This window comes from Polynucleobacter sp. GWA2_45_21 (assembly GCF_001830325.1).
Taxonomy (GTDB): domain Bacteria; phylum Pseudomonadota; class Gammaproteobacteria; order Burkholderiales; family Burkholderiaceae; genus Polynucleobacter.
Window position 1 is genome coordinate 161,526 of the sequence record NZ_MHZG01000001.1, and the last position, 15,524, is coordinate 177,049.

Here is a 15,524-nt window from a genome sequence, read left to right on the forward strand (position 1 = left end):
TTTAACAAATATATTGAATTGAAATCAGTATCGGATTGAATGCCATATTTTGTTGAGCTAGGATCTTTAACCCTTTTTAAGTCATGGTTGTCATTAACCCAAATAAGCTCTTAACTCAGCAATCAGGCTTTTAATTTGCTCTGGCCTGAGGAACTGACCAAGTTCAACCTTCTGCCCCGTCTGCTCTACAAAAAATACCTTCCTATTGCCTTCTGGCTGAGACAACCTCACCCAGCGGGTATTAAATTCCATCACAGTCTCTTTATAGGCAATAAACTTTCTCACCAATAATTGAGTGCCACTGATTTCGACCGCCTCAAAATCCAAGGCATGACGGCAGTAGATCAAAAAACCGACGGTCACCGCGGTCAGCTCTATTGCAGTGAATATCAGGATGATTTTTACGCCAGCCAATAAAAAACCTGTGGCTACAGTTAAGGAAAGAACAACCAGAGCAATGTAGAACTTGAGCAGCTGACCGGGGGTCAATGCGCAATTTCGTCTCATCTTCCAGATTTTCATTGTGAGATATGGATCGTCGTTAATCTTGCGATTTAACTATTCCTTGATTTGGCTTTTTTGGCCTTTTCAAGCTGTGCAGCACTGCGCTCCTGAAAATCCACCATGGGGTGATAGCCCATTTGGTAGCAAGGGCAATGTTTACCTAAAATCCAGCGCGCGAGCCTCACTCGCAGTTTTTGCATCATATTTTTTCTCCTGTGGATACTATGTAACGTAATTGAAATTTGTCATTCCTGTCTGACAAGCGAAAAAAGGCTTACCCCTCGGATGCAGTTTTTTTGACCTCAGGAGCTAAAACGGTTACAGGACTTTTTGCTGACATGAGGGGTGGCGCACTCATTTTCTCGCCATCCCATACTTGGCCACACCAACACTCTCCAGTTTCATTGATGATGCAAACGCCTGAGCCACAGCAACGTTTATCTGGTGGTTTCATGTTTCACCTTTTAATCCCGAACAATTCATAATGAAACCTATTCTAGAGTTTTTATTGAAATAAGGTATTCACCCTGGCTGATAGACAACCCATGCAAAACCAGTTATTTGATCTGCCAGATACCGCCGAGCCGGTAGTCATACTGAAAAAAGATGGGTTGGCTGAATATCTCCATCATTTTTACGATTCCGAAGAATCTGATCATCTTTATAAAAGGCTGCTGAACTCGCTTTCCTGGGAGTCGGATGAGATCAAGATGTTTGGCAAGTTAGTCAGGACAGCAAGAAAAGTTGCCTGGGTAGGTGACCCGGAGTGCATGTACACCTACTCTGGAGTGCAAAAAGCCCCTCAGCCCTGGACCAAAGAGTTAGCTCAAATGAGGCGCAAGCTTGAACAATTCACTGGGCACGCCTATAACTCTTGCTTAATGAATCTTTATCACACTGGTGATGAAGGCATGGGATGGCATAGCGATGATGAGAAAGAGCTAGATAGTACAGCCCCCATCGCATCACTCAGCTTAGGTGCTCGACGTAAGTTTACATTTCGCCATAAGCAGGACAAAACTACTATCTCAGTATTTCTTGATCATGGAAGTTTACTCATCATGCATCCACCCATTCAAGAACATTGGCATCACAGCCTCCTCAAGACAAAGACTGTTACAAGCCCCCGCATTAATCTCACCTTTCGAAAAATACTTCCCGGAAAATGAGGGGTGGCTAATTAATTCCAACGGGCCATTGCAGCATCGTCAGTGACGCGGGCATCAACCCACTTACCACCTTCAGGAGTCTCTTCTTTTTTCCAAAATGGTGCCGCTGTTTTGAGATAGTCCATGATGAACTCACAAGCAGCAAATGCTTCACCTCTGTGGGCGCTAGTAACCGCCACCAGGACAATTTGATCTTCGGGCAAAAGCGGCCCTACTCGATGAATGACTAGAGTCTTGTAAATATCCCAGCGGCCTCTGGCTTGTTGAATGATTTCCTCTAGGGACTTTTCCGTCATGCCAGGATAGTGCTCCAGCGTCATGCCTTTAACTTGACTGCCGTCATTCATATCTCGGACGGTGCCAATAAAAGTCACTACCGCACCTACGCGAGGATCATTCTTGCGCAGTGCCTTCACTTCATTAGTGAGGTCAAAGTCTTGCTCTTGAATGCGGATGAAATCGTTTTGCATCTTAGCCACCAGTGACCGGGGGGAAGAAAGCCACTTCAGCGCCTTCTACTAAGGGAGTGGATTCGCTCACCATCTCTTGATTTAAGGCACAACGAATTACCTTGCTACTTGCCAGCACCTCATCCCAAGGGTTGCCTCGTTGGGCAAGATAACTTCTTAAGTCGGCAATGGTTTTGACTTCAGCTGGCGCAGTGATGCTCTCGGTGGAAAGCCCTAGACCCTCCCTTAAAGAGGCAAAGAATCGTAATTCGAGTTTCATACTGAGATCGTAATACGATTAAGCGAGGAGCGCGTTAAATGGAATGTACTTCACCATATCGCCAGCCTTGAATGTTGCCCCAGGGGCGCAATCTACTAAACCATCACCCCATGAAGCGCTTGTGAGCACTCCAGAGCTTTGGTTGGGAAATAGATCTAAACCACCCTGCGCATTGATTTTTACGCGCAGAAACTCATTGCGACGATCTCCCTTAAGCCAATCAAAGTCGGCTCGCATTGGGTAAGACTGTGGCATACCCGCATCTCGTCCTTGTAGCTTCAGAATAAACGGGCGCACAAATAGGAGGAATGTCACAAAACTAGAAACTGGGTTACCAGGTAGTCCAATAAACCAAGTTTCACCATCTTTATTCTCGGTTGACTTGCGCACAGCACCAAAAGCCAAAGGCTTTCCTGGCTTAATGCCAATCTGCCAAAGATCCAATCTACCCTCAGCAGTCACTGCCGGTTTGATGTGATCTTCCTCGCCAACGGATACTCCACCAGAAGTAATAATCAGATCATGATCTTTGCTGGCCTTGCGCAGCGTTTCTTTCGTAGCCTCAAGACTGTCGGGAACGATTCCAAAGTCTGTGGCATCGCAGCCCAAGGATTTAATGCATGCCAGTAAAGTATCCCGATTGGAGTTGTAGATACCGCCCGGTTTGAGCGGCTCACCAGGAAGAGAAAGCTCATCACCGGTAAAGAATGCAGCCACCCTGACCTTACGCTTCACATTTAAATGCGTTAGGCCAGCAGAAGCTGCAACACCCAATTCTTGTGGGCGTAGGAAAGTGCCTGCACTAAGAGCTGTTTTACCTGCAGTGAGGTCCTCACCTCTTCGGCGAATCCATTGACCTGATGTTGGTGCAATATTGACCTGCACTTGATCAGTTGAACCCTCTGGAATAGCGCAATCTTCTTGCATGACAACTGCATCAGCACCTGGAGGAACTGGGGCACCAGTAAAAATTCTGGCAGCAGTGCCTGGCTCTAGCTGCGTACCCACAGATCCCGCCGGAATACGTTGCGCAATCTTGAGGGTGCTTCCAGGAGTTTGGGTATCGGCAGTACGCACCGCATAACCATCCATGGAGGTGTTATCGAGTGGAGGCACATCTACCAAGCTGTTAACACTTTCAGCAAGCACGCGGCCGAGCGCAGCCTGCATAGCAACTGTCTCATTCTCACCTACAGCTTTTGCATTTGACAGAAGGTGGTCTAAAGCCTGCTGAGCAGTCAACATCGGAGGCTTAGTCATGGCGCTTGATTTCTGAGTTAATTAACGTGGGCAGTAATGAAGTTTTTCACTTGAGTGACATCGGCATCGATATTTTCAACGCGCTGCGGCTTTGACTTGATATCTTTAAATGCTGGCGGGCATTCTGCAGGACGCCCCAATGCCACTTCAATCGTTTCTTCAAATTTAATAGGTAAAGCAGTCTCGAGAACAATCATCGGAATGCCTACTTGCAAGTGCTCACGCGCAACCTTGACGCCATCAGCTGTATGTGTATCAATCATGACGCCATACTGCGAGTCAATATTACGAATTGTCTCAAGGCGGTTTTCGTGAGTACTGCGGCCGGATTGGAAGCCGTACTTAGCAATATCTTTAAAGACGGTATCTTTAGAAATATCAAAGCCACCAGCCTCATCAACCTGCTTAAACATAGTAGCGGTTGCCTTGCCATCTTTGCCCATCAGATCAAAGACAAAGCGCTCAAAGTTACTTGCCTTAGAGATATCCATAGACGGGCTTGAGGTATGTAACGTCTCAGCAGACTTACGCGCACGATACACACCAGTGCGGAAGAACTCATCGAGAACATCATTCTCATTCGTAGCAGCAATCAAATGGGCAATTGGTAAGCCCATCATGCGGGCAATGTGGCCAGCACAGATATTGCCAAAGTTACCAGACGGCACAGTGAAAGATACTTTTTCCTCGCTCGATTTTGTGGCCAACAAATAACCCTGGAAGTAGTAAACCACTTGGGCAACCACACGACCCCAGTTAATCGAGTTCACTGTACCGATTTGGTTATTTGCTTTAAAGGCGTGGTCATTACTGACCGCCTTGACAATGTCTTGGCAGTCATCAAATACACCTGCAACCGCCAAGTTAAAAATATTTGGATCTTGCAAAGAATACATTTGTGCGGATTGGAAAGCGCTCATCTTGCCGCGTGGTGAAAGCATAAATACCTTCACACCCTCTTTGCCACGCATAGCGTATTCAGCCGCACTGCCGGTATCACCAGAAGTCGCGCCCAAAATATTGAGCTTCTGACCTTTTTTCTTTAACGCGTATTCAAAGAGATTGCCGAGCAACTGCATCGCCATATCTTTGAACGCCAATGTTGGTCCGTTAGACAGGCTCAGTAAACCAATACGAGTACCCTGCTCTTCGCCCAACCAATGTAATGGCGTAATGTCTTTGGCATTATCTTCAGTCCGGCCATTGCAATAGACCTGCTCTGTATAGGTCTTGCGTAATAAAGCACGCAAATCCGCTTCAGGAATGTCATCACAATACAAACTCAAGACTTCATAAGCGAGATCTGCATAAGACAATCCGCGCCAAGAATCTAACTGCTCTTTCGTGACTTGTGGATACTCGGTCGGTAGATACAAACCACCATCCGGCGCTAATCCACCAAGAAGGATTTCTAAAAAAGATTGTTGCGGGCTGTTGCCACGAGTTGATTGGTAACGCATGTATTTATTTTAGGAAAGATTTTCTAGGCGGATCTTCACTACTTCGCCAGCAACAGTTTTGAGATTCTGGATCTCAGCAATCGCTGCCAACATGTGTTTCTCTTTAGTCTCGTGAGTCAATGCAACTAAATCAGTCTGGCTTTCGCCTTCGTCTGCTTCTTTTTGTAACAGTGCATCAATGGAGATACTGTGAGATGCCAAAATCTTAGTGATGTCGGCTAATACTCCAGCCTGATCGGCTACACGTAAACGCAAGTAATAGCTGGTGGTGATTTCGCCCATTGGCAATACGGCGATATCACGCACTGCATCCGGCTGGAATGCTAAATAAGGAACGCGATTCTCTGGGCTTGCACCCAATAAACGGGTGATATCTACCAAGTCAGCGATCACAGCAGAAGCGGTTGGTTCTGAACCCGCACCTTTACCGTAATACAGAGTGGTACCAACAGCATCACCAAATACCTGAACGGCATTCATGGCGCCTTCAACGTTTGCAATTAAACGCTTAGTTGGAATCAAGGTTGGGTGCACACGTAACTCAACACCAGTAGTTGTCTTCTTGGCGATACCGAGCAACTTAATGCGATAGCCCAACTGCTCAGCATATTTAATATCGATGGCATCCAGCTTCGTAATGCCCTCAACATGCGCTTTTTCAAATTGCATTGGAATACCAAATGCAATTGCGCTCATGATGGTGGCCTTGTGTGCAGCGTCTACACCTTCAATATCAAATGTTGGATCTGCCTCTGCATAACCTAAACGCTGTGCTTCTTTAAGGACGGTAGCAAAGTCCAAGCCTTTGTCACGCATCTCAGAAAGAATGAAATTGGTTGTTCCGTTAATGATGCCGGCGATCCACTCAATGCGGTTTGCAGTCAAACCTTCGCGGAGTGCCTTGATGATTGGAATACCGCCAGCAACTGCAGCTTCGAACGCAACCATCACACCTTTTTCATGGGCGGCTTTAAAGATCTCATTGCCATGCACGGCGATCAAAGCCTTGTTGGCTGTGACTACATGCTTGCCAGCGGCGATAGCCTCGAGCACCAAATCTTTAGCGATGCCGTAACCACCGATCAACTCAACAACAATATCAATCTCAGGGTTGTTGATCACAGCACGCGCATCGCTCACCACTTGGGCACGATCTTTTACCAACTCTTTAGCGCGCTCTACATTGAGGTCGGCAACAGTATTAATACGGATACCACGGCCAGCGCGACGGGTAATTTCATCCTGGTTACGCTCGAGAACAGTAAATACTCCACCACCTACAGTGCCAATACCTAATAGACCAACTTGAATCGGTTTCATGATGCCTTTGTTGCTGTTGAATTAGCCGCTTTACGACTATGTTTTTGACGATAACGCTCTAGAAAACGTGCAAGACGACCAATCGCCTCTTTAAGCACATCTTCGTGAGGTAAGAACACTACACGGAAGTGGTCTGGCTTACCCCAGTTAAAACCGGAGCCCTGCACTAACAACACTTTTTCTTCTTTCAAAAGATCGGCAACAAATTGCTGATCATCCTCAATCGGATACATCTCGGGATCGAGCTTCGGAAATAAATACAAAGCAGATTTTGGCTTGACGCAAGTCACACCAGGGATCTCAGTAATGAGTTTCCAAGCAAGATCACGTTGCTTGGCTAAGCGACCACCCTCATTTACTAAATCATTAATACTTTGATATCCACCCAGCGCCGTTTGAATGGCGTACTGACCTGGAACGTTGGCGCATAAACGCATTGAGGACAACATATTGAGACCTTCGATGTAATCTCGAATCATCTCTTTATCCCCAGAAACTATCATCCAGCCAGCACGGTAGCCGCAGGAGCGATAGTTCTTGGATAAGCCGTTGAAGGTAATAGTGACTACATCGGTGGAAAGAGATGCCAAAGAGATATGCTTCTCCTTGTCGTACAACATCTTGTCGTAAATCTCATCAGCAAACAGAATCAATCCATGCTCACGGGCGATGGAGGTTAGCTCTGTCAGCACTTCCTTCGAATAAATAGCGCCTGTTGGATTGTTGGGGTTAATCACCACAATTGCTTTAGTGCGCGGTGTAATCTTTTTACGCAAGTCTGCTAGATCAGGAGCCCACTCTTTGGACTCATCACAGAGGTAGTGGACTGGGGTGCCACCAGACAAACTCACGGCAGCCGTCCACAACGGGTAGTCAGGAGCCGGCACCAAAACTTCATCACCGTTATTGAGCAATGCGTTCATTGCCAAGACAATCAGCTCAGAAACGCCATTGCCGGTATATATGTCATCCAAAGTAACGCCTTGGATGCCTTTTTCTTGGCAATACTGCATGATGGCCTTACGGGCCGCAAAGATTCCTTTGGAATCGGAGTACGCTGAGGCATTACCCAAATTGCGGATCATGTCCAACTGAATCTCTTCTGGAGGATCAAAGCCAAAAACACCCACATTACCGATGTTTAATTTGATGATTTTGTGACCCTCTTCCTCCATGCGCTGAGCAAGCTCCAGCACGGGTCCACGAATGTCGTAGCAGACGTGATTGAGTTTTTCGGACTTTAGGATTGGTTTCACAATAAATTAAAGGGTAAGTTCTTGAAAACTAGGAAAAAACAGCTAGCTATAATCCTCATAATTATGACAGAGAGTCCATGTGAAGCTTCAATCTGACCCCCATTCAGGAGCCAATACGATCACCGGTTACGGTGATGGCTACATCGAGATCAATAAGATCCCCTACAGTCACGCGGTTTTATTGAGCTCGGATGGCGAAATCCTTGAATGGGGCGTTAAATCCTTTGAGGAGCTGAGTTCGGCAGATTTCACTCAAATGGCCTCCCTCAAGCCTGAATTAATCATTATTGGCACCGGAAAGCGGCAGCGCTTTCCAAAGCCCGAGTTACTAAAGACCCTCATTGAGGCCAAGCTAGGCTTCGAAATAATGGATTCTCAAGCAGCTTGTCGCACCTACAACATTCTTGTCGGCGAAGGTCGCCAGGTTCTACTTGCCCTTATTGTGGAAGCTATCTAATGCAGTTTGGCCAAATTCGGCAGTCGAGCGCCCTCAACCCGGCATCTATTTTGGTTCTGGTGCTGATTTATGCCCTAGTGTGGTTTGGCACCTTGAACTACCGCCATCTGATTCCATCAGACGAAGGACGTTACGCTGAAATTGCTCGCGAGATGCTCGTCACTGGTGATTGGGTTACCCCTCGTTATAACGGCTACAAGTATTTTGAAAAACCCCCATTACAAATTTGGGCTACCGCTACCGCCTTCAATCTTTTTGGCATCGGCGATTGGCAAGCGCGTTTATGGACTGCGCTCACTGGATTTCTCACAATCGTATTTATTGGGTTTACTGGTGCACGCATCTATAGCGCTCGAGCAGGCTGGTTGGCCGCTATTGCTTTAGCATCCAGCCCAATGTGGGTGATTGGTGGACACATCAATTCACTGGATATGGGCTTGTCAGCTTTTTTAGTAGCTGCACTCTGCAGTCTTTTATTGGCGCAAACGAGTCATAACCCGAGTGGTACCAGAAGGTGGATGTGGGCCTGCTGGGCCTTCATGGCCCTAGCAACACTATCCAAGGGTGTCATTGGGCTAGCCATACCGGGAATGGTATTTATTGTTTATTCCATTACGGCTTGGGACTGGAAAATCTGGAAGCGGCTACACATCATTAGCGGCACGATTTTATTTTTAATTATTACTGCGCCTTGGTTTTTTCTAGTAGCCCAACGCAATCCAGAGTTTCTAGAGTTCTTCTTTATTCATGAACATCTGCAACGTTTTACTCAAACTGCTCATAGTAGAACAGGGCCGATTTATTACTTCATCCCACTGCTGCTGCTAGGCTTTTTGCCATGGATTGCACAAACCCCCGGAGCCCTTGCTCAGGCTTGGCGGGAGCGCAACCGTGAGTTCTCGAGCGGCTGGTTGCTCACCTGCTGGTTTGCCGTGATCATGGGCTTCTTTAGTGTTTCTCAATCGAAATTACCTGGCTACATCATTCCAGTCTTTCCAGCCTTAGCAATGCTTGTCGGTCATCGCTTGGACCGCAATCTGGGCTTTAGCAATTCACTGGGAGTGCCTTGGAAGTTGCAAGCCCTCTTCTTTGTAATCTTGGGGGGCGTAGGCTTTTTCTTTTTAGGTGAAGTTGGCAAGCAAGCAAGGCCAGATGAGATTGAATCCTACGCTCAATATACCTATTGGATCGTTGCAGCACTGATCACATTAATTGCATTTAGCTTGCTGGCATTCATACAAAGCAAACGCAATGGTTTGAGCAGCATCACGAGTTTTGCAAGTGGCTTTTTTCTCTGCGCAATGATCGCGGGCACGGGCCATGAAACTCTGGGTCGTGCGGTCTCTGGCATCGACCTAGTGGAAAAAGTGAAATCTGAGATCCCAGAAAAGGTGAATTTTTATTCCATCCGAATCCTGGATCACACAGTACCCTTCTATTTAGGTAGAACCATGATCATGGTGGAGTTTCCGGATGAGCTGGAGTTTGGTGTAAAGCAAGAACCCCAATTGTGGCTTCCAAGCTTTGATGCATTTATCGAGCGCTGGCAAGAAGACCAGACTGCTTATGCCTTAATGGTTCCAGAGCAATATATCGAATTACAGAAACTGAATGTCCCAATGCAAGAAGTAGGAAGAGATTCGCGGCGCGTCATTGTTAAACACCCAGAGCCACAAAGCAGCTCTGCACAATAAATTCCTAAGGCCACTATGTCAGTCACCCTAAGTACCCTGCCTTTTATTCCATTTACGCGCCCACACTTCAATCAAGAAACGATTGATGCTGTTGCCGAAGTGTTGCGTTCTGGCTGGGTGACTTCAGGACCCAAGTTAGCTGAATTTGAGGCGACCTTAAGTGACTATTTTGGTGGTCGCCCTGTGCGCTGCTTTGCCAATGGCACTGCCACCATGAAAATCGCCCTGCAAGTTGCTGGCATTGGACCGGGTGATGAGGTAATTACCACCCCAATCTCATGGGTAGCTACTTCCAATGTCATTCTGAGTGTTGGGGCAACACCTGTATTTGTGGATATTGATCCCACCAGCCGCAATATCGACTTAAATAAAGTAGCTGTAGCCATAACACCTAAGACGCGCGCCATCATGCCCGTCTACTTAGCCGGACTACCAGTCAACATAGATCAACTCTATGACTTGGCTAAGCAGTACAAGCTGCGCGTGATTGAAGATGCTGCTCAAGCCTTTGGCTCGCAATGGAAAGGCCAAAAGATCGGTAGCACTGGTGATCTCGTGAGCTTTAGTTTTCAGGCAAATAAAAATTTATCCACAGTTGAAGGTGGATGCCTTGTACTCAACAATGATGACGAAGCAAAACTCGCAGAAAAGTTTCGACTACAAGGACTCACCCGCCAAGGCATGGACGGCATGGACGTTGACGTCCTTGGTGGCAAAGATAATTTGACAGATGTGAATGCTGTTATTGGTTTACATCAACTTAAACAATTACCAGGATTTCAGGCACGCAGAAGTGCTTTGGCAAGGCAGTACTTTGATGCGATTCGCAGCGAATTGAAGTCTGCTGGTTTAGATCAACTCAAGCTAGAGTTACCAGTAGAAAACTTTATCGATAGTAATTGGCATATGTTCCAAGTTGTTCTGCCGCTTGAGCAATTGAATGTAGATCGCGCGCAGGTGATGACTGAACTCAAAGATTTGGGCATCGGTACAGGCGTTCATTACCCCACCATTACTGGATTTACGCTTTATCAAAAGCTGGGTTACAAAGTTGAAGCTACCCCAGTGGCCGAGCGTATTGGCCGCTCCATTTTGACCCTCCCCCTCTTTCCAGGCATGGCAGATCAAGATATTGGCCGTATAGCCAGTGCTTTGACTGGGATTCTGAAGAAACATCGCAAAATCTAGTACCGCGAGTGGAATCAGGCAAAATTGCAGCATGACTGCAAATTTAGCTACCCAAGCCTGCAATCCGACACTCAGTGTTGTCATTCCCGTTTACAACGAGGAAGACGGTCTTCAAGCCCTCTTTGATCGCCTATATCCTGCGCTAGATGTCATGGCTAGCAAGCGCAACATTGCTTATGAAGTGGTGTTTGTGAATGATGGCAGTAAAGATCGCTCAGCTGGCATCCTAGCCAATCAAGTTGAATTGCGCCCTGATGTCACAAGGGCGGTTTTATTTCATAGCAACTTTGGTCAGCATATGGCGATCATGGCTGGCTTTGAATACTCCCGTGGTGAATACATCATCACGTTAGATGCTGACTTGCAGAATCCCCCTGAAGAAATTGATGCCCTAGTTAATGAGTTACTCAAGGGTCATGACTACGTTGGCACTATTCGCGCCGATCGTCGCGATAGCTTCTTCAGAAAATTTGCTTCACGCGCAATGAATCATTTGCGAGAGAAGATTACTCGCATCACAATGACTGACCAAGGCTGCATGCTTCGTGGCTATAGTCGTCGCATTGTTGATCTTGTTCGTCAGTGCGATGAGAGTAATACTTTTATTCCAGCACTGGCTTACACCTTCGCATCCAACCCAACTGAAATCAGCGTCAAGCATGAAGAACGTTTTGCGGGTGAGTCGAAATACAGCTTGTATCAACTCATTCGCTTGAACTTCGATTTGGTAACCGGTTTCTCGGTCATGCCTTTGCAGATTTTCTCGATCCTGGGAATGCTCTTAGCCATGGCTGCAGGCAGCCTGTTTATATACCTCCTAGTCCGCCGCTTTGTTCTAGGCGCTGAAGTGGAAGGAGTGTTCACACTCTTCGCCCTCACCTTCTTCTTGATTGGTGTGATGCTATTTGGCCTTGGCTTGCTCGGTGAATATATTGGCCGCATCTATCAACAGGTTCGTGAGCGTCCACGCTATGTTGTGCAAACTGTTTTAGAGAAAAAATAATTGCACGCAGTCGTCTTTGCTTATCACGATGTTGGCGTGAATTGCCTCAAGGCATTGCTCAATGCAGGCATAAATGTTGATCTAGTAGTCACGCATCAAGATGATCCCAATGAGAATGTTTGGTTTGGAAGTGTTGCCAAGCTTTGCGAGGAGCGGCAGATTCCTTACATCACACCCAATGCAAATCAACTGATGAATCTCGTGCCCCAGATTCAGAAACTGGCGCCTGATTACCTCTTCTCTTTTTACTATCGCCACATGATCCCGGCAGAACTCTTGGCCTGCGCCAAGATTGGCGCCTTAAATATGCATGGCTCACTACTGCCAAAGTATCGTGGGCGAGCACCGGTTAATTGGGCGATCCTCCATGGAGAATCCGAAACTGGTGCCACTTTGCACATCATGGAAGCCAAACCAGATGCCGGAGATATTGTTGGTCAATCCGCAGTCCCGATTGGACCCAATGAAACTGCCACAGATGTCTTTGGCAAAGTCAGTCAGGCTGCAGTTACCGTAATGAACCAAACTCTCCCGGAGCTTGTACAAGGCCGCATCCCCAAAAAACCCAATAATCTAGCCCAAGGAAGCTATTTTGGAGGTCGAAAGCCTGCGGATGGGCAAATTTTGTGGCATCAGACTGCTCAGCAGGTTCACAACCTCGTCAGAGCCGTTGCACCCCCTTATCCCGGGGCCTTTACCGACTGGCAAGGTCAGCACATAATTGTGACCCGCACGAGCCTAGAGGGGCCATTTCCAAGGCAACTGGATCTTCAGGCTCCCGGCATCCAAGTGGTTGATAATCAGGTATTCGGCGTTTGTGGCGACCAGAGAGCGGTAGCGATACTGGACTGGTTCCCAGCAAACAGCTAACAAATTAAAAGCAGCACTCTTTAGATTAAAAACGAGGCAGTAAAGATGAAAAAAGTACTCATTCTTGGCGTAAACGGCTTTATTGGTCACCACCTCTCAAAGCGCATCCTGGAGACAACCGATTGGGATGTCTATGGCATGGATATGCAAAACGATCGCCTTGGTGATTTAGTGAACCACCCCCGCATGCATTTCTTTGAGGGTGATATCACCATCAATAAAGAGTGGGTTGAATATCACATTCGTAAATGCGACGTCATTCTGCCTTTAGTAGCTATCGCAACACCGGCCACTTATGTTCAGCAGCCACTCAAAGTATTTGAGCTCGATTTCGAAGCCAACTTACCCATCGTGCGCTCTGCCGTTAAATACAAGAAACATTTAGTGTTTCCATCCACATCTGAAGTCTATGGCATGTGTGAAGATAGCGAATTCGATCCTGCCAAATCGAATATGGTTTATGGCCCGATCAATAAGCCACGCTGGATCTATGCTTGCTCCAAGCAATTGATGGACCGTGTGATTTGGGGTTACGGCATGGAAGGTTTGCGCTTTACCCTCTTCCGTCCATTTAACTGGATTGGCCCTGGCTTAGATAGCATCTATACACCAAAAGAAGGCTCCTCCCGCGTGGTGACTCAGTTCCTAGGTCATATCGTTCGTGGTGAATCTATCAACGTCGTAGATGGCGGCGCGCAGAAACGTGCTTTTACTTATGTTGACGATGGTATCGATGCTCTAATGCGCATCATCGATAACAAAGATGGTGTTGCTAACGGCAAGATATACAACATCGGCAACCCAAAGAACAATCACTCCATTCGTGAGCTTGCTAATCAGATGTTGGAGATTGCTCGTAGCATTCCTGAGTATGCAAAAACAGCGAATGAAGTAAAGATTGTCGAAACCACTTCTGGCGCTTACTACGGCGAAGGCTATCAAGACGTTCAGAATCGCGTTCCTGCAATTGACAACACGATGAGTGAATTAGGTTGGAAGCCAACTACCAATATGAGTGATGCACTGAAGAATATTTTCGAAGCCTATCGCGAAGATGTGGAAAAAGCACGTCATTTGGTAGATAACGAATAAGCACCGAGGTTCATGGCTAAGATTGCACTCAAGGTAGATGTTGATACCTTACGCGGCACCAAAGAAGGCGTCCCCAACCTAGCACGTACGCTTGAACGCTTTGGCCTTAAAGCCACTTTTCTATTTAGTCTGGGTCCCGACCATACTGGTTGGGCTCTCAAGCGAGTCTTTAAACCAGGCTTTCTAAAGAAAGTAAGCCGCACTTCTGTTGTTGAACATTACGGCATTAAGACCTTGCTCTACGGTGTCCTCCTACCTGGTCCCGACATTGGAAAACAAGCTGCTGCCGAAATGCGTGCCATTGATGCTGCCGGTCACGAGACTGGCATCCACACTTGGGACCATGTAGCCTGGCAAGATGCAGTGCGTAATCGCGACCCAGAGTGGACCAAAGTACAGATGCAAAAAAGTTGGGATCGCTTTGTAGAAATTTTTGGTCATCCGCCTATTACTTATGGTGCTGCGGGCTGGCAAATGAATGAAGCCGCTTTTGAGCAACTCGATCAATGGGGCATTAAATATTCCTCCGATGGCAGAGCCGAGCCTAACTTAATGCCTTATCGCTTTGATCTACCCTCCGGGAAAGCGAAACATGTCCAGTACCCCACCACCCTCCCCACTTTTGATGAGTTGATTGGCATTGATGATGCCGACGAGTTTGGCGCTGTAAAGAAACTCTTGGAAATTACCCAAAGCAATCCAAATGATCAGGTGTTTACCTTGCATGCAGAACTAGAAGGTCAAAAGCTGCTCCCCGCTTTTGAGCAATTGCTCGCTGGATGGCTAAACCAAGGTCACGATCTGGTCACGATGGGCGAACTACATCAATCCTGGGAAGCCACTAAGCAACTCGATAAAATAGCAGTGCAGCCTGTCACCTGGGGAGAAATCCCTAATCGCAGTGGCGAACTCATTTTGCAAGCAGTTTAAGCAGCATCAGAATACGTAATACATAAAGTTAAATAAGAGAGACCATCATGACAGTAGAAATCGGTAAACAAATGCCCCAGTGCGCAATCCCAGCAACATCCGGATTAACCTTTACGCCAGATTCCGCTAAGGGGAAAAAGCTAGTCATCTACTTTTATCCAAAAGATATGACTCCTGGTTGCACCGCAGAGTCTGGTGAATTCCGTGACAACATTGATGCCTTCACTAAAGCCAATACTCTGGTTGTTGGTGTTTCTCGAGATAGCCTGAAATCACATGATAATTTTCGCAGCAAACTGGAGCTACCATTTGAGCTGGTTGCCGATACCGAAGAAACTCTCTGCCAACTCTTTGGCGTCATGAAGTTGAAAAATATGTATGGCAAACAAGTTCGTGGTGTTGAACGCAGCACCTTCCTTTTTGATTCTTCAGGCAAGCTCGTAAAAGAGTGGCGTGGCCTTAAGGTTCCTGGACATGTGACAGAGGTATTACAAGCAGCCCAAGATACTAAATAATTTTTTTAAAGAATTTAATCTAGGGTACTTGCAAAGCCCAAAATTTGGGGTAAAGTTGTTTATATGCACCGTAAACG

18 protein-coding genes are annotated in these 15,524 nt (G+C 46.8%); 9 read left to right on the plus strand and 9 right to left on the minus strand.

What is annotated here, in order from left to right:
* Positions 1–93: 93 nt before the first annotated feature.
* The 3 genes from A2X74_RS00770 to A2X74_RS00780 all read right to left on the minus strand — a co-directional run bounded on the left by A2X74_RS00770 (position 94) and on the right by A2X74_RS00780 (position 958).
* A complete protein-coding gene (locus A2X74_RS00770) occupies positions 94–507 on the minus strand; it encodes a DUF2244 domain-containing protein (protein ID WP_293627422.1) in 414 nt (137 codons plus the stop codon).
* 47 nt (positions 508–554) lie between these two features.
* The gene (locus A2X74_RS00775; protein WP_293627424.1) at positions 555–707 is read right to left on the minus strand and encodes a hypothetical protein; all 153 of its coding nucleotides are present in this window, start codon (positions 705–707) and stop codon (positions 555–557) included.
* Positions 708–778: 71 nt separating this feature from the next.
* Positions 779–958 (minus strand): hypothetical protein, encoded by a 180-nt coding sequence (locus A2X74_RS00780; protein ID WP_293627426.1) that lies wholly within the window; start codon positions 956–958, stop codon positions 779–781.
* A 91-nt stretch (positions 959–1,049) separates the two neighbouring features.
* On the opposite strand from A2X74_RS00780, the gene A2X74_RS00785 reads away from it, so the two are divergent.
* A complete protein-coding gene (locus A2X74_RS00785; protein WP_293627428.1) occupies positions 1,050–1,673 on the plus strand; it encodes an alpha-ketoglutarate-dependent dioxygenase AlkB in 624 nt (207 codons plus the stop codon).
* An 11-nt stretch (positions 1,674–1,684) separates the two neighbouring features.
* Here A2X74_RS00785 and moaE read toward each other — a convergent pair whose 3' ends face one another.
* From moaE to A2X74_RS00815, 6 genes are read right to left on the minus strand one after another with little or no spacing between them, the layout of a single operon-like run.
* The gene (moaE, locus tag A2X74_RS00790; protein WP_293627430.1) at positions 1,685–2,143 is read right to left on the minus strand and encodes a molybdopterin synthase catalytic subunit MoaE; all 459 of its coding nucleotides are present in this window, start codon (positions 2,141–2,143) and stop codon (positions 1,685–1,687) included.
* A 1-nt stretch (position 2,144) separates the two neighbouring features.
* Positions 2,145–2,402, minus strand: a complete 258-nt coding sequence (gene moaD, locus A2X74_RS00795; RefSeq protein ID WP_293627432.1) for a molybdopterin converting factor subunit 1 — start codon at positions 2,400–2,402, stop codon at positions 2,145–2,147.
* A gap of 18 nt (positions 2,403–2,420) precedes the next feature.
* On the minus strand, positions 2,421–3,662 hold the full coding sequence (glp, locus tag A2X74_RS00800) for a gephyrin-like molybdotransferase Glp (protein ID WP_293627434.1): 1,242 nt from the start codon (positions 3,660–3,662) through the stop codon (positions 2,421–2,423).
* Positions 3,663–3,679: 17 nt separating this feature from the next.
* On the minus strand, positions 3,680–5,122 hold the full coding sequence (gene thrC, locus A2X74_RS00805) for a threonine synthase (protein ID WP_293627436.1): 1,443 nt from the start codon (positions 5,120–5,122) through the stop codon (positions 3,680–3,682).
* Between the two features lie 9 nt (positions 5,123–5,131).
* Positions 5,132–6,442: a homoserine dehydrogenase gene (locus A2X74_RS00810; RefSeq protein WP_293627438.1), complete on the minus strand. Its 1,311-nt coding sequence runs from the start codon at positions 6,440–6,442 to the stop codon at positions 5,132–5,134.
* Complete coding sequence (locus A2X74_RS00815; RefSeq protein WP_293627440.1) at positions 6,439–7,698, minus strand: pyridoxal phosphate-dependent aminotransferase; 1,260 nt, start codon at positions 7,696–7,698, stop codon at positions 6,439–6,441. Before A2X74_RS00815 ends, A2X74_RS00810 begins: the two co-directional genes overlap by 4 nt.
* 79 nt (positions 7,699–7,777) lie before the next feature.
* Between A2X74_RS00815 and A2X74_RS00820 the strand changes: the two genes are divergently transcribed.
* From A2X74_RS00820 to A2X74_RS00855, 8 genes are read left to right on the plus strand one after another with little or no spacing between them, the layout of a single operon-like run.
* Positions 7,778–8,155, plus strand: coding sequence for an Mth938-like domain-containing protein (locus A2X74_RS00820; protein ID WP_114653598.1), 378 nt, complete (start codon positions 7,778–7,780; stop codon positions 8,153–8,155).
* On the plus strand, positions 8,155–9,849 hold the full coding sequence (locus A2X74_RS00825) for a glycosyltransferase family 39 protein (protein WP_293627443.1): 1,695 nt from the start codon (positions 8,155–8,157) through the stop codon (positions 9,847–9,849). Before A2X74_RS00820 ends, A2X74_RS00825 begins: the two co-directional genes overlap by 1 nt.
* 15 nt (positions 9,850–9,864) lie before the next feature.
* Positions 9,865–11,037: a DegT/DnrJ/EryC1/StrS aminotransferase family protein gene (locus A2X74_RS00830; RefSeq protein ID WP_293627445.1), complete on the plus strand. Its 1,173-nt coding sequence runs from the start codon at positions 9,865–9,867 to the stop codon at positions 11,035–11,037.
* A 31-nt stretch (positions 11,038–11,068) separates the two neighbouring features.
* Entirely contained in the window at positions 11,069–12,040 is a 972-nt protein-coding gene (locus tag A2X74_RS00835; protein WP_293627447.1) for a glycosyltransferase, read from the plus strand.
* Positions 12,041–12,910 (plus strand): formyltransferase, encoded by an 870-nt coding sequence (locus tag A2X74_RS00840; RefSeq protein WP_293627449.1) that lies wholly within the window; start codon positions 12,041–12,043, stop codon positions 12,908–12,910.
* Positions 12,911–12,955: 45 nt separating this feature from the next.
* On the plus strand, positions 12,956–14,002 hold the full coding sequence (locus A2X74_RS00845; protein ID WP_216180337.1) for a bifunctional UDP-4-keto-pentose/UDP-xylose synthase: 1,047 nt from the start codon (positions 12,956–12,958) through the stop codon (positions 14,000–14,002).
* A gap of 12 nt (positions 14,003–14,014) precedes the next feature.
* Positions 14,015–14,932, plus strand: coding sequence for a polysaccharide deacetylase family protein (locus A2X74_RS00850; RefSeq protein WP_293627455.1), 918 nt, complete (start codon positions 14,015–14,017; stop codon positions 14,930–14,932).
* A 47-nt stretch (positions 14,933–14,979) separates the two neighbouring features.
* Positions 14,980–15,447 (plus strand): peroxiredoxin, encoded by a 468-nt coding sequence (locus A2X74_RS00855; protein WP_293627457.1) that lies wholly within the window; start codon positions 14,980–14,982, stop codon positions 15,445–15,447.
* Positions 15,448–15,524 lie beyond the last annotated feature (77 nt).

Excerpts from the sequence above, each read along its gene's own strand:
- A2X74_RS00850 (WP_293627455.1), top strand. The coding sequence starts at position 14,015 with ATGGCTAAGATTGCACTCAAGGTAGATGTTGATACCTTACGCGGCACC.
- moaE (WP_293627430.1), bottom strand. The coding sequence starts at position 2,143 with ATGCAAAACGATTTCATCCGCATTCAAGAGCAAGACTTTGACCTCACT.
- thrC (WP_293627436.1), bottom strand. The coding sequence starts at position 5,122 with ATGCGTTACCAATCAACTCGTGGCAACAGCCCGCAACAATCTTTTTTA.
- moaD (WP_293627432.1), bottom strand. The coding sequence starts at position 2,402 with ATGAAACTCGAATTACGATTCTTTGCCTCTTTAAGGGAGGGTCTAGGG.
- A2X74_RS00810 (WP_293627438.1), bottom strand. The coding sequence starts at position 6,442 with ATGAAACCGATTCAAGTTGGTCTATTAGGTATTGGCACTGTAGGTGGT.
- A2X74_RS00825 (WP_293627443.1), top strand. The coding sequence starts at position 8,155 with ATGCAGTTTGGCCAAATTCGGCAGTCGAGCGCCCTCAACCCGGCATCT.
- A2X74_RS00780 (WP_293627426.1), bottom strand. The coding sequence starts at position 958 with ATGAAACCACCAGATAAACGTTGCTGTGGCTCAGGCGTTTGCATCATC.
- A2X74_RS00855 (WP_293627457.1), top strand. The coding sequence starts at position 14,980 with ATGACAGTAGAAATCGGTAAACAAATGCCCCAGTGCGCAATCCCAGCA.
- A2X74_RS00845 (WP_216180337.1), top strand. The coding sequence starts at position 12,956 with ATGAAAAAAGTACTCATTCTTGGCGTAAACGGCTTTATTGGTCACCAC.
- glp (WP_293627434.1), bottom strand. The coding sequence starts at position 3,662 with ATGACTAAGCCTCCGATGTTGACTGCTCAGCAGGCTTTAGACCACCTT.
- A2X74_RS00835 (WP_293627447.1), top strand. The coding sequence starts at position 11,069 with ATGACTGCAAATTTAGCTACCCAAGCCTGCAATCCGACACTCAGTGTT.
- A2X74_RS00770 (WP_293627422.1), bottom strand. The coding sequence starts at position 507 with ATGAGACGAAATTGCGCATTGACCCCCGGTCAGCTGCTCAAGTTCTAC.
- A2X74_RS00785 (WP_293627428.1), top strand. The coding sequence starts at position 1,050 with ATGCAAAACCAGTTATTTGATCTGCCAGATACCGCCGAGCCGGTAGTC.
- A2X74_RS00830 (WP_293627445.1), top strand. The coding sequence starts at position 9,865 with ATGTCAGTCACCCTAAGTACCCTGCCTTTTATTCCATTTACGCGCCCA.
- A2X74_RS00775 (WP_293627424.1), bottom strand. The coding sequence starts at position 707 with ATGATGCAAAAACTGCGAGTGAGGCTCGCGCGCTGGATTTTAGGTAAA.